The organism is uncultured Chitinibacter sp. (assembly GCF_945957625.1).
Lineage (GTDB): Bacteria > Pseudomonadota > Gammaproteobacteria > Burkholderiales > Chitinibacteraceae > Chitinibacter > Chitinibacter tainanensis.
Genome location: NZ_CAMFLP010000001.1, coordinates 688,298 through 701,239, shown reverse-complemented (window position 1 = coordinate 701,239; position 12,942 = coordinate 688,298). Strand labels below are relative to the sequence as shown.

The following is a 12,942-nucleotide window of genomic DNA, read 5'->3' as shown; positions in this document are numbered from 1 at the left end:
ATGGCTGGCAAACAATTTACCCGTGCTGATCGTGTCGCTCAGCAAATCCAGCGTGATCTGGCAACGGTGATCCGCGCTGAGCTCGATCATCCGCAAGCATCGCTGATCACCATTACCGATGTGGAAGTGACACGCGATTATTCGCACGCCAAGATTTTTTATACCTTCTTGGGTGACGCGGCCGAGCGCGATGAGATCGCCGCGGTACTGGAGCGGGCCAAAGGCTTTTTGCGCGCGCAAATTGCCCGCACCATTACGCTGTTTAAAATGCCTGAGCTGCATTTTCATTACGATGTATCGATTGAATACGGGATGAATCTGGCGCAGAAAATCCGCGAAGCCAACGAGTTGCCCAAGGCCAAAGACGAAGATGGCCAAGCGTAAGCTCGACGGCGTGTTGCTGCTGGATAAGCCGTTTGGCATCAGCAGCACCGCAGCGCTGAATAAATGCCGCTGGTTGTTGCAAGCTGAAAAGGGTGGGCACACCGGTGTGCTCGATCCCTACGCCACCGGCTTATTGCCGCTGTGTTTTGGTGAGGCAACCAAGTTTGCCCAGCGCATGCTGGACGCGGATAAAGGCTATCGCGCACATATCCGGTTTGGTGAGGTATCCACGACGCTGGATGGCGAGGGTGAGATCACGGTAACGGGCGTGGCGCCCGCCAGCGAAGCGGAGGTTGCCGCGGTGCTGGCGCAGTTTATGGGCGAGATCGAACAAACCCCCCCCATGTATTCGGCGCTCAAGGTTGATGGTAAAGCGTTGTATGAGTATGCCCGCCAGGGGGTGGAGCTGGAACGCAAAGCGCGGCCAATCCGGATTGATGAGCTCACCATTGTGTCGTACAACGCGCCCGATCTGGTGTTGGATGTGCGATGCTCCAAAGGCACTTACATTAGGGTATTGGCTCAGGATCTAGGTAATGCCTTGGGTTGCGGTGCATACCTCACTGGTCTACGCCGCACCTTAACTGGTGGGTTTCGCTTGGAAGACGCAGTGAGCCTTGATGATTTCATTGCGCTGGAGATGCCGGCGCGTGAAGCGTTATTGCTGTCGGCAGATCAATTGCTATCCAATTTGCCGGCGCTTTATCTCGAGGCCGAGCAAAGCGCGGCCATTCGGCATGGCATGCCGGTGCGGGGTTTGCCGACCAGCGAGCGGGGTGAAGTTAAGCTTTACGATCAAGGGCAAAAGCCGGATAATGCACGGTTTATCGGTTTGGGCGAAGTGGGCGCTGATGGCGTGCTGCGGTCCAAACGTCTGCTGGCAACCGCTTAGGCGCGCGCCAGTTAATGGAGCCACACCGGGCGTTTGCTCAGGTCTGGCTTGTCTAGTGGCTCTGCCACTTTTTATGGAGTAGTAAAATGACTGTAACTGTTGCTCAAAAAGCTGACATCGTTAAAGAATTCCAACACGCCCCAGGCGATACCGGTTCTTCTGAAGTTCAAATCGCATTGTTGACTGCACGCATCAACGATCTGACCCCTCACTTCAAAGAGCACAAAAAAGATCACCACTCACGTCGTGGTCTGCTGAAACTGGTTTCTCGTCGTCGTCGTCTGCTGGACTACCTGAAACGCACTAACGTAGACAGCTACCGCAACGTGATTGCTAAGCTGGGTCTGCGCAAGTAATTCAGCTAAAAGTCGCAGCTTAGGCTGCGACTTTTTTCATTTTATCCCTCCTCGAATTTCCCAATTCCCTGTTGCTGCCCAATAGCGATTCCGGCGGTAGAGCAGGGTCAAGTTGTGCCGGAGTCGGCGGTAAACTGCCGTGGCATCAGCCCCAGCAGGCGCCTTTACCGCAGCGGAATCTCCTTTATCCAGGTCGCGGATAAATTGTTAAAAGGACAGAACGTGTTCAATAAAATCAGCAAATCATTCACCTTCGGTAAACACAATGTCACGATCGAAACAGGTGAAATTGCCCGTCAGGCCACTGGCGCGGTAATGGTGAATATGGACGACACCGTGGTTCTGGTGTCTGTCGTGGCGGCACGCGATGTAAAAACCGGCCAAGACTTTTTCCCGTTGACTGTTGATTACTTCGAGCGGACTTATGCCGCCGGTAAAATCCCGGGCGGTTTCTTCAAACGTGAAGGCAAGCCGAGCGAAAAAGAAGTACTGACCAGCCGTCTGATCGATCGTCCGATCCGTCCGCTGTTCCCGGAAGGTTTCTACAACGACATCCAGATCGTTGCGACCGTGATGTCGATCAACCCAGAAATCGATTCTGATATCCCTGCCATGATCGGTGCATCTGCCGCGCTGGCGATCTCTGGTGTGCCATTTGATGGCCCAATTGGTGCGGCCCGCGTAGGTTACATCAATGGCGAATATGTACTGTGCCCAACTCTAACCGAAATGAAAGACAGCCAGATGGATCTGGTGGTGGCCGGTACTAACCAAGCCGTACTGATGGTGGAATCAGAAGCCAACGAATTGCCAGAAAGCGTGATGTTGGGCGCAGTGGTATTTGGTCACGAGCAAATGCAAGTGGCGATCAATGCCATCAACGAATTGGCCGATGAAGTGAATCCAGAGCTGCTGGAATGGAATGAGCCAGTTAAAAACGAAGCGCTGATCGCCCAGATTCGCGGCATTGCAGCTGAAGGTCTGGCACAAGCATTCAAGCTGCGCCAAAAACAACTGCGCACGCAAAAAATCAATGAAACTTGGGCGCTGGTTAAATCAGCACTGATCACCGAAGAGACCGGTACACTGGCCGCTAATGAAATCAAATCGATTTTCAAAGGTCTGGAAGCAGAAATCGTACGTGGTCAGATTCTGGCCGGCGAACCTCGGATTGACGGTCGTGATACCCGCACTGTGCGCCCAATCAGCATCCGCACTGGCGTATTGCCACGCGTACACGGCTCAGTGCTGTTTACGCGCGGTGAAACTCAGGCCATCGTAGCGGCAACGCTGGGCACCAAGCTGGATGAGCAGAAGATTGATGCGCTGCACGGTGAGTATTCTGACCACTTCATGCTGCACTACAACTTCCCTCCGTACTCAACTGGTGAGGTTGGCCGTGTAGGCGTGCCAAAACGTCGCGAAATCGGTCACGGCCGCTTGGCGAAACGTGCGCTGGTGGCGATGTTGCCAGCTAAAGAAGATTTCGCCTACTCAATGCGCGTGGTGTCTGAAATTACCGAATCGAATGGTTCGTCTTCAATGGCTTCGGTATGTGGCGGTTGCTTGGCGTTGATGGATGCCGGTGTACCACTGAAAAACCACGTAGCCGGTATTGCCATGGGTCTGATTAAAGAAGGTAATTCATTTGCCGTCTTGACCGATATCCTGGGTGATGAAGATCATCTGGGCGATATGGACTTCAAAGTAGCCGGTACCGAGAATGGTGTGACTGCGCTGCAGATGGACATCAAGATCAACGGCATTACCAAAGAGATCATGGCTGTAGCGCTGGATCAGGCCAAAGAAGGTCGCCAGCACATTCTGGGTATCATGAAAGGCGCGCTGGATGGCGCTCGTGAAGAAGTGAGCGCCCATGCGCCGCGTCTGTACACCATGAAGATCAATCCAGAGAAAATCCGTGATGTGATTGGTAAAGGTGGCTCGGTGATCCGTGCGCTGACCGAAGAAACCGGCACTCAGATTGATATCGCTGAAGACGGCACCATTACGATCGCCTCAATTTCAGGTGCGGGCGCGGAAGAAGCGCGTCGCCGGATCGAAGAAATCACCGCTGAAGTTGAAATCGGTCGCGTGTATGAAGGCCCGGTGGTGAAGATCCTCGACAAGAACGTCGGCGCGATCGTATCGATCATGCCAGGCAAAGACGGTCTGGTACACATCAGCCAAATCGCTAATGAGCGCATCGCCAATGTGGCTGACCATCTGCAAGAAGGTCAGATCGTGCGCGTGAAAGTGATCGAGCAAGACGAAAAAGGCCGTATCCGTCTGTCGATCAAAGCCGTGCTGAACGATGAAGCCAATGCAGCTGCACCAGCGGCTGAAGCAGAGCAAGCGCCTGCGGCGGAGTAATGTTGATTGCCCCTCGTAAAGCGAGGGGTTGCAAACAAAAAAGGCACCTTGCGGTGCCTTTTTTGTTGTGCTGCAGCTTTAATTAAGCGTTTGCGCCATTGGCGTTGGCTTTTTTGGCTGCAGTTTTAACCGCATCAGCCGTAGCAGTTGAAGCTGCTTTTACCGATGCATCGGCAAACTCGGCCACTTGTTTGGCTGCTTTGGTCATGCTGTCTACTGCGGCAGCAGTGGCTTGAACGGTCGATTTAACGGCGGCTACGGCAGCATCCGCGCCGGCTGGAGCGTTTTTCACAAAGCGATCCAGGCCCGCAACCACTGATTTATTGAACTCGACATTGCGCTCGTCGATCAGTTTTGAAAATTCGGCTTGCGCTTGTGAAGAGATTTCGTACAGATTGCGTGAGTAAGTGGTGGCTTGCTCAATAGCGGCATCGGTCAGTTTTTGGCGCAGGCTCATTGCTTCTTGCAGATCTTTAACGCCGCTCAGCTGTTTAACAGCTTTGGCGTTGTCTTCCAGTGCTGTTTTAGCAGTTTCGATTTGCAGCTTGGCCAGACGGTCAAATGAATCCAGGGAAATACGGGCAAAGCGCAGGGCGGTTTCGACTTGTTCGGTTGCAAAATTGCTGTATTGTTGCTGTGCGGTAGTCATGACGAGGTCTCCACGATTCGGTTTACTGGGCCACATCGCAAAGGCGATGCTGCGATGCACAATCCGCTGTCATTGTGGAACACGGGTTTGCTGTTGTCAAATATTAATTGCTGCGTTGCACAATGTGGTAAAACTGGCAATTACGTGGCGCTCGCAGGATAATAGAACTCTGCCAAAAAGCATGAGAACAAAGGAAGATGAGCATGGAAAAACGGGTCATCAAGAAGTATCCCAACCGTCGTTTATATGACACGACCACCAGCTGCTACATCACGCTTAATGACGTTAAACAACTGGTGCTCGATGGCATCGATATTCTGATTCAAGATGCCAAGACGGGGGAAGACCTGACCCGCAGTGTGCTATTGCAGATCATTCTGGAAGAAGAAGCCGGCGGCATGCCGATGTTCTCGTATGATGTGCTAACCCAAATCATCCGCTTCTATGGCCATGCTATGCAGGGCTTGATGGGGAACTACCTTGAAAAGAATATGCAACTGTTTGCCGAGATGCAGCGGCGGCTGCAAGATCAGGCCAAATCTACTATGTCGGCCGACAACCCGATGTTCAGCAATGCCAATCTCTGGGGCGAATTTATGAAATTCCAAGGGCCGGCCATTCAGAATATGATGGGCAACTACTTGGAAAGCAGTACCAATATGTTTGTGGAAATGCAGCAGCAGCTGCAAGAGCGCGCGAAGCATTTATTCACTGGATTTGGCATGCCCGGCGGTCCGAAAGCGGCGGCTAGCGATGATTTGCATCCCACTACGCCGCCGTCGGCGGTTCCCGCAGAAACACCGGTGGCTGAACCTAAACCAGCGGCTACGCGCAAGCGGGCACCACGTAAAGTTGAATAGGGTATTGCTCTCTAGCGCTTAGATTGATTGGTTTGTATAGATATACCCCTCAGCCCCATTTGGGGCTGATTTGTTTTAAGTGAAAATATGGTGATTGAAGATTCTGCGTTTGAAACGCCTTTGAGCGATGACTATTTGCGCCGGTTTGCCGGCATCGGCCGTTTGTATGGCCAAGCCGCTTTGCGCCGGTTTGCGCAGGCTAATGTATGCGTGATCGGCATTGGCGGGGTTGGATCGTGGGTGGCGGAAGCGTTGGCGCGCTCTGGGATCGGGCAAGTTACGTTGATCGATTTGGATGATATTTGCGTTTCCAATACCAATCGGCAGTTGCCGGCGCTAGAGGGGCAGTTTGGACGGATGAAAGTGGCGGCAGTGGCTGAGCGTTTGCTGGCGATTAACCCGCAGCTAGAGGTGCGCAGCATTGAAGATTTCATTGCGCCAGAGAATTTTGCTGAATATCTGGCTGGGCATGATTATGTGCTCGACTGTATTGATAGCGTTAAGACGAAGGCAGCCTTGCTGGCCTATTGCCGGCGCAATAAATTGCCGGTTATTACGGTGGGTGGTGCGGGTGGCCAAATCGATCCGACGCAAATTAAAGTGGATGATTTAAGCCGAACGATCCAGGACCCGCTGGCGGCCAAGGTGCGGAATTTATTGCGCCGTGAGTATGGCTTTGCCAAAAGTGGCAAGAAAATGGGCGTGGAATGTGTTTATTCAACTGAACAATTGATGTATCCGCAGGCCGATGGCTCGGTGTGTGCGGCTAAGCCACAGGCGGGAGAGGGTGTGCGCCTGGATTGCGCGGGTGGCTTCGGCGCTGCCATGACAGTGACCGCGACATTTGGTTTGGTAGCAGTGTCGCGTGTGTTGGCGAAATTGGCGAAATAGATTTTTCGCTGCGGAAAAAAGAAAAGCCACGCTAAGCGTGGCTTTTCTGCTGCTGCTGTGGGCCGAGATTAAGCGGCGCCAACAACTTGCAGAGTAACGTTCACAACAACGTCGTGGTGCAGAGCCAGAGCAACTTCGTACTCGCCAATTGCCTTGAATGGGCCGTTTGGCAGACGTACTTCGAATTTCTTCACTGCAACACCTGAAGCGCTGATGGCTTCGGCGATGTCGTGGTTGGTTACTGAACCGAACAGACGGCCATCAACACCGGCTTTTTGCGCGATGGTGAATGAAGCGCCTTCCAGTTTGGCGGCACGGGCTTGAGCTTCAGCCAGGATTTCAGCTTGCTTGGCTTCCAGTTCAACGCGGCGAGCTTCGAAGTCAGCCAAGTTAGCTGCATTCGCGCGTTTCGCTTTGCCTTGAGGGATCAGGAAGTTACGAGCGTAGCCGTCTTTCACTTTAACTACGTCACCCAGTTGGCCCAGGTTAGCCACTTTTTCGAGCAGGATAATTTGCATGTTGATATCTCCTTTCCCGATTAGTGTTGGTCAGTGTAAGGCAGCAGAGCCAGGAAGCGAGCCAGTTTGATGGCAGTCGACAGTTGGCGCTGATATTTGGCTTTAGTACCGGTGATGCGGGCAGGAATGATCTTGCCGTTTTCAGCGATAAAATCTTTCAGGATGGCTACGTCTTTGTAGTCAACTTGAGCGATGCCTTCAGTGGTAAAGCGGCAGAACTTTCTGCGCTTGAAGAGTTGGCGGGACATGGTTTAATCCTCAATTCAAAAAATCAAAAGCTTCGAGATGGAAAATCAGGCTTTGTCGAAATTTCATACTGCGAGCGGCGAGAAACCCTTTGCTTTTAATTGCAGTACCAATCGGTACTTGAGCAATTTGCTGCGCGATGTTGCCGAGGGCAACAAAGAGAATTTCACAATCGACTTTACGTTTTTGCCCGGCTTCGGTTTGCTCTGATTGATGGCTAATTGTGCCCTCAATGATTGCAACGCCAGCTGGGGTAGTTCGTAAAGCTTGCCGGTTGAGTAGAAGTCCTTCGATTAAAACGTGATTACGCAGAATTCAAAGTCCGAAAATTAAGCGGCTTGACCTTCACCAGCTGATTGAGTCAGAGATTTTGATTTCTCTTCCTTCATCATTGGTGATGCTTCGGTGATGGCAGCTTCAGTTTTCAGAGTCAGGTGACGCAGTACGGCGTCATTGAATTTGAATGCGTGTTCCAGTTCAGCCAAAGTGTCTTGGCCGCACTCGATGTTCATCAGAACATAGTGTGCTTTGTGGATTTTCTGGATTGGGTAAGCCAGTTGACGGCGGCCCCAGTCTTCCAGGCGATGAATCTGACCGTTACCAGTCGTAATCAGTGATTTGTAGCGCTCGATCATTGCAGGCACTTGCTCGCTTTGATCTGGGTGCACGATAAACACGATTTCATAATGTCGCATGTGTTGCTCCTTGTGGTTTGCAGCCTGCCGTTAGCGACCACGGTCAGGCAAGGGATAAGAACCAAAGAGTATAACGCTTTGATTCTGCTTGAGCAAGGTAAGTTTATTTGTCGATTTGATCGATCTTGCCTTGAACTGCCGCCCATTCAGCATGATCAGGGAGTGGCTCTTTCTTTTGCACGATGGCTGGCCAGCTTTGGGCAAGCTCTGCATTCAGGCTGATGTATTCTTGCATTTCGGCGGGCACATCATCTTCGGGGTAGATGGCTTCGACTGGGCATTCGGCCACGCAGAGCGAGCAATCAATGCATTCGTCTGGGTCAATCACTAGGAAATTAGGCCCTTCCCGAAAACAGTCCACTGGACAGACATCTACGCAATCAGTGTATTTGCACTTTACACAGGCGTCGGTCACTACATAGGTCATGGCTTGGTCCTTGAGGGCGAAGGTTAGTAAACTAGGCGCATATTTTAACAGAGCTTGGATTGCCCTTGCGCGATCTGGTTTGCGGTAGATGGAGTCGATATTGTCTAAGGAGTATGTTGGGCGTTTTGCACCAAGTCCAACGGGGTTGTTGCATATGGGCTCGTTGATGGCTGCCGTGGCGAGCTTTTTGGAGGTGCGCACTCGTGGTGGGCGCTGGTTGTTGCGGATTGAAGATTTAGATCCGCCACGAGAAATGCCGGGGGCGGCAGAGACTTTTTCGCGAGAAATGCTGCGGTTCGGTATGCAATGGGATGGCGAGGTTATTAGGCAGAGCCAGCGTCATGATCGATATCAGCAGGTGTTGGACGAGCTGCTCGCCAGTCAGCTGGCGTACCGCTGTAGTTGCAGTCGGAAATTATTGCAGGCTGATGGGCAGTTCGGAATCGATGGCTTTCGCTATGTAGGGCGCTGCCGCGACTTGCTGGTGCCCATAGATGTGCAACATGCCATTCGCGTCAAAGTGCCAGATGAAGTGACCTCGGTGCAAGATGCGGTGCAAGGGCTTATTGCGCATAACCTCTGGCGTGAACTTGGTGATTTTACGGTGCTACGCGCGGATGGTTTTTGGGCCTATCAATTGGCGGTGGTGGTGGATGATGCCGATTGTGGGGTGACTCATATTGTTCGTGGTGCTGATTTGCTAGACTCGACAACGCGACAATGTTATTTGCAACAAATTCTCGGTTTTTCTACGCCTGCCTATCTGCATATCCCAGTGATTACAAATTCCAGTGGTGAAAAATTAAGCAAGCAGACATTGGCGCCGGCGCTGCTGGCGGAGAACGAGGTCTTGCAGCTGTGGCAGGCTTTGTATTTGCTTTGGCAAGAGCCGCCTGAATACTTGCGTAAAGTTTCTTTGCCGGAGTTGTGGGCATGGGCATTTGCGCATTGGCATGCAGGCAAAATGCCGCAAAAACGTAGCGTAGCTGTTACGTTTGACGAGAAAAACGAATATAAATTTCAATAGATGATTGAAATGTCCGTATTATTTATTTAAAGCTGATTTACTGTGCCCAGACTGTCGATGCTTGATGGATGGTCTGAAGGCTGTTTTTAGTAAAATTTGTAGACTGACAGGGACGCCTGTTGCCACAAGTGTGCTGCTCGACGCAACTTGTGGTTTGCCCGCTTCGGAGATTGCTCGTGCATAAATCACCTCGATTCAAAGCTTGTGTGTTGGCCGTTGCCATGGCCACGCTGCCAATCATGAGTCATGCCGCTGGTTTGGGGCGTTTGAATGTCATGTCCGGACTGGGGCAGCCGCTGCGTGGCGAAATCGATCTGGTTTCTGTGCAGCCAAATGAAGCTGATTCTTTGGTGGTGAGCTTGGCCCCGCCTGAGAGCTACTCCAACGCCCAGATTCCTTATCCACCTGCATCGTTGGGGCTGCGTTTTAATATCGAAAAGCGGGCCAATGGCCAGTATTACGTGGTGGTAAATTCGTCACAGCCGATTACTGAGCCCTTTATTGATCTTCTGGTTGAGCTCAACTGGGCTGCTGGCCGGATTCAGCGTGAATACACGGCTTTAATCGATCCAGCTGATTACACCGGTGGTGCTAATGCCGATCGCGCGGCACGTTATGCCAGTAGCGATCTGCCAGGTACGCAAACAAAGGGTGCGATTAAAGGGGCAAAGGCAAAGAAAGCTCGCGTAGCAGACAGCTCGGCTGAAACGAAAGCGCCTAGTGAGGCACCGAAGAAAGAATCGCGTGCTGCCGACGGTGATGCAGGTGCAGCGGCTTCGGGCCAGCATAAAGTGAAAAGTGGCGAAACGCTGGGTGCGATCGCTCGCGAGGTGCAGCCAGCTGGCGTGAGTCTCGAGCAAGTGCTGGTCAGTCTCTACAAAAACAATCCAAGTGCGTTTGATGGCAATTTGAACCGCCTAAAAAGCGGCAAAATTCTGAATGTGCCTGCTGCTGAGCAAATGCAGCAAATCTCAAGGCAAGAAGCCAGCAAAGAAGTGGCGGTGCAAGCGGCAGACTGGAAGTCGTATCGAACAAAGCTAGCTGAATCTGCAGCGAAAGCGCCGGCGAAAGAGCTGGGCGAGCAGGCGAGCGGCGGCAAGATTACGGCTAAGGTGCAAGATCAAGGCCAGACCGCTGCAGATGCCAACAAAGATGTGCTGAAACTTTCCAAGGCAGCTGATGCAGCCAAAAAAGCCGGTGATCGGGCCAAGGTGAAGGCGCTGGAAGAAGAAATTGCCGCACGGCAAAAGGCACTCGACGAGGCGAATCAGCGCGTCGCGATGCTGCAAAAGAATGTCACGGACATGGAAAAGCTCGCCGCGATGAAAGCTTCTGCTGCTGCCGCAGCCACTGCGGCGCCAACCTCGGCCCCGACTGCAGCAGCCTCGGCCACAGCGGTGGCGGCGAGTGAGGTCGCAGCCAGCGAGCCAGTGGCTGCTTCAGCCGTGGCCAGCGCTGTTGCGACGGCTAAGCCAAAACGCCGCGTGCAAATTGAAGCGCCAGTTGAAGAAGAAACGAGCTTGGTTGACGACTTACTCGGTAACCCGCTGGTGTTGGGTGGGGGCGCATTGGCGCTGGCATTGGGTCTAGGTGGGGTGTGGTATTCGCGCCGCCGCAAGCAGCCAAGTGTGTTTGAAGACAGCATCATTACTGGCGGCGATTTAAAGGCCAACACTGTGCTGGGAAGTACCGGTGGTGGCGTAATTAGCACGCAGGCAACCGAAAACTCTTTTCTGACTGACTTTAGTCGCCAAGGGCTGGGCACAATTGATACCGATGAGGTTGATCCTATTGCCGAGGCCGAAGTGTATATGGCCTATGGTCGTGATGCGCAAGCTGAAGAAATCTTGAAAGATGCGCTGCAAAAAGATCCGTCGCGACTTGAAATTCGGATGAAGTTGTTGGATATCTATGCTGCGCGCAAAGATACTTCGTCTTACGAAGAGCATGCCTCGACCTTGTTTGCGATTACCAATGGTCAGGGTGAGTTCTGGCGTGATGCGGCGATGAATGGCCGCGCAATTGATCCGGAAAATCCACTGTATCAAAAAGAACCTGCAGGTATGGTGGATACCAGCAAACTAGCCGCTGTGGCGGCACCTGCTGCAGTTGCTGCGGCTGCGCTGAGCGAGCCTGCGGTGGCGCTGGATGAACCTACCGCACCCGATGCACAGTTGTTTGCCAATAACGACCTGGATTTTGAGCTGGATCTGGACAAGGAAGTCGCAGCCGTTGCCGAGCCAATTGCCGCTGCGGCAGTGGTTGAGCCTGCTAGCGCACTAGATTTGTCGCCGGCTGACAATGCGGTTGCCGATTTTGATCTGGATCTGGATGCGGAGCAGAATGTAGAGGCTGCGATTGACTCACTGATTGAAAGTGATTTTGGTGCAGATACTGCGTTCGAGCCGCAAGCGGCGGTTGAGCCAGGCGCTATGGATGATGGCATGCTGTCGCTCGATTTGCCGATCGATTTGGGTGCGGATTTGTCTGAGACCGCATTGGCCGATATTAAAGACGATCTGTCGTTTGAGTTGCCGGCCGTTGAGGCGCCGCTTGAATCTGCGCTGGATATCGCGGCTCCGGCTGTTGAGGAAATTGAATCCTTCGATTTGGATCTGCCAGCAGCCGGTGCGCCGGAAACTGCACTTGAGGCTGCGGCTTTGGATGATGCTTCCGCATTGGATTTGGATTTTGATTTTGATCTGGGTTCATCCGCGGCCGAAGCTGCGCCTGAGCTTGGCGCTGTGGCTACGTCGCTGGAAGCAGATACCACCTTCGGTGATATTAGCTTGGATCTTTCTCAGGCGGCGGCCGCGGGCGAGCTTGATTTTGCGGCGGATGATCCGGTGCAAACTAAAATCGACCTAGCCAAAGCCTATATCGATATGGGTGACGTTGAGGGCGCGCGTGAAATCTTGCAAGAAGCACTGCAAGAAGGTAATGGCGAGCAACAAGCAACCGCCAAAGGTTTGCTGGACGAACTCTAAGCGCTACGGTTAATTTTTGCCTGCAGTACATTCAATCACGCTCTGGCTTTGGCTGCTTTGTTGCTTGCCAAATTCAGGGCGTTTTTTATTGCTAGCCTTGCTGGCACTGCTATTGCCTGCGGCTTGGTGCCTTGCGCGTGAGCGTGTTAGACGCAGCCTGCCGCGTATCAAGTGGTTGCTATTGGCTACGGCGCTGATTTACGGCTGGACCACGCCGGGAGAGTACATCTGGGCAAGTAGCTGGTCACCCACGCAAGAGGGTATTAAGCTGGCGCTGGATCAAATCTTGCGTTTGTCGGCGGTGATCCTCAGTTTGCAGATCGTTTTGCATTACTTGTCGCGTCGTGACTTGGTGATTGGCTTGGTTCATTTACTTTGGCCGCTGTCGTTTTTACGTGTGCCGATTGAGCGTTTTGCAGTGCGTTTGGCGCTGACCATAGAGGCTGCAGAGCAGTTGCTCGAAACACGACACACTTTTGCGCAGTTACTTGCGCAGCTCCATACGCCTAACGAAGCGCCGGCAACGGAAAATCAGCCTTTGCCAGCGCTGCCAACGTTAAAGCCGTGGCAATGGGGTGTACAATGCCTGCTGTTAAGCGCTTGTGTCTTAACGTTGCTGAAATGGAATTAAAAAGTG

15 protein-coding genes are annotated in these 12,942 nt (G+C 52.6%); 9 read left to right on the top strand and 6 right to left on the bottom strand.

The window, feature by feature from the left end; all coding sequences use genetic code 11:
• The 4 genes from rbfA (at position 1) to pnp (ending at position 4,005) form a co-directional block, all read left to right on the top strand.
• Positions 1-384, top strand: a complete 384-nt coding sequence (gene rbfA, locus QV747_RS03215; protein ID WP_028449408.1) for a 30S ribosome-binding factor RbfA — start codon at positions 1-3, stop codon at positions 382-384.
• A complete protein-coding gene (gene truB / locus QV747_RS03210) occupies positions 371-1,276 on the top strand; it encodes a tRNA pseudouridine(55) synthase TruB (protein ID WP_273429047.1) in 906 nt (301 codons plus the stop codon). The genes rbfA and truB overlap by 14 nt, the downstream gene beginning before the upstream one ends.
• Positions 1,277-1,362: 86 nt before the next feature.
• On the top strand, positions 1,363-1,632 hold the full coding sequence (gene rpsO, locus QV747_RS03205) for a 30S ribosomal protein S15 (protein WP_028449406.1): 270 nt from the start codon (positions 1,363-1,365) through the stop codon (positions 1,630-1,632).
• 222 nt (positions 1,633-1,854) lie between these two features.
• Positions 1,855-4,005 carry a polyribonucleotide nucleotidyltransferase gene (gene pnp, locus QV747_RS03200; RefSeq protein ID WP_273429045.1) on the top strand — a complete coding sequence of 717 codons (2,151 nt, stop codon included), beginning with the start codon at positions 1,855-1,857 and terminating at the stop codon, positions 4,003-4,005.
• A gap of 82 nt (positions 4,006-4,087) precedes the next feature.
• On the opposite strand, the gene QV747_RS03195 is transcribed toward pnp, so the two are convergent.
• Positions 4,088-4,654, bottom strand: a complete 567-nt coding sequence (locus QV747_RS03195) for a phasin family protein (RefSeq protein WP_047391816.1) — start codon at positions 4,652-4,654, stop codon at positions 4,088-4,090.
• Between the two features lie 203 nt (positions 4,655-4,857).
• Between QV747_RS03195 and phaR the strand changes: the two genes are divergently transcribed.
• The gene (gene phaR, locus QV747_RS03190) at positions 4,858-5,514 is read left to right on the top strand and encodes a polyhydroxyalkanoate synthesis repressor PhaR (RefSeq protein WP_231550467.1); all 657 of its coding nucleotides are present in this window, start codon (positions 4,858-4,860) and stop codon (positions 5,512-5,514) included.
• A gap of 87 nt (positions 5,515-5,601) precedes the next feature.
• Entirely contained in the window at positions 5,602-6,405 is an 804-nt protein-coding gene (gene tcdA / locus QV747_RS03185) for a tRNA cyclic N6-threonylcarbamoyladenosine(37) synthase TcdA (protein WP_288791468.1), read from the top strand.
• 68 nt (positions 6,406-6,473) lie between these two features.
• Here the strand turns inward: tcdA and rplI are convergent, their stop codons facing one another.
• From rplI to fdxA, 5 genes are all read right to left on the bottom strand, one after another.
• Positions 6,474-6,923, bottom strand: a complete 450-nt coding sequence (gene rplI / locus QV747_RS03180; protein WP_028449401.1) for a 50S ribosomal protein L9 — start codon at positions 6,921-6,923, stop codon at positions 6,474-6,476.
• 20 nt (positions 6,924-6,943) lie between these two features.
• Positions 6,944-7,171: a 30S ribosomal protein S18 gene (gene rpsR / locus QV747_RS03175; protein ID WP_028449400.1), complete on the bottom strand. Its 228-nt coding sequence runs from the start codon at positions 7,169-7,171 to the stop codon at positions 6,944-6,946.
• Between the two features lie 10 nt (positions 7,172-7,181).
• A complete protein-coding gene (priB, locus tag QV747_RS16590; RefSeq protein ID WP_373277560.1) occupies positions 7,182-7,463 on the bottom strand; it encodes a primosomal replication protein N in 282 nt (93 codons plus the stop codon).
• A gap of 35 nt (positions 7,464-7,498) precedes the next feature.
• Positions 7,499-7,864, bottom strand: a complete 366-nt coding sequence (rpsF, locus tag QV747_RS03170) for a 30S ribosomal protein S6 (protein ID WP_028449399.1) — start codon at positions 7,862-7,864, stop codon at positions 7,499-7,501.
• Between the two features lie 103 nt (positions 7,865-7,967).
• On the bottom strand, positions 7,968-8,291 hold the full coding sequence (gene fdxA / locus QV747_RS03165) for a ferredoxin FdxA (RefSeq protein ID WP_273429039.1): 324 nt from the start codon (positions 8,289-8,291) through the stop codon (positions 7,968-7,970).
• Positions 8,292-8,379: 88 nt separating this feature from the next.
• Here fdxA and gluQRS point away from each other — a divergent pair, with 88 nt between their 5' ends.
• From gluQRS to QV747_RS03150, 3 genes are all read left to right on the top strand, one after another.
• Entirely contained in the window at positions 8,380-9,318 is a 939-nt protein-coding gene (gene gluQRS / locus QV747_RS03160) for a tRNA glutamyl-Q(34) synthetase GluQRS (RefSeq protein ID WP_273429037.1), read from the top strand.
• A 176-nt stretch (positions 9,319-9,494) separates the two neighbouring features.
• A complete protein-coding gene (locus tag QV747_RS03155; RefSeq protein ID WP_273429035.1) occupies positions 9,495-12,305 on the top strand; it encodes a FimV/HubP family polar landmark protein in 2,811 nt (936 codons plus the stop codon).
• A 181-nt stretch (positions 12,306-12,486) separates the two neighbouring features.
• Entirely contained in the window at positions 12,487-12,936 is a 450-nt protein-coding gene (locus tag QV747_RS03150) for a hypothetical protein (RefSeq protein ID WP_288791467.1), read from the top strand.
• Positions 12,937-12,942: the final 6 nt, after the last annotated feature.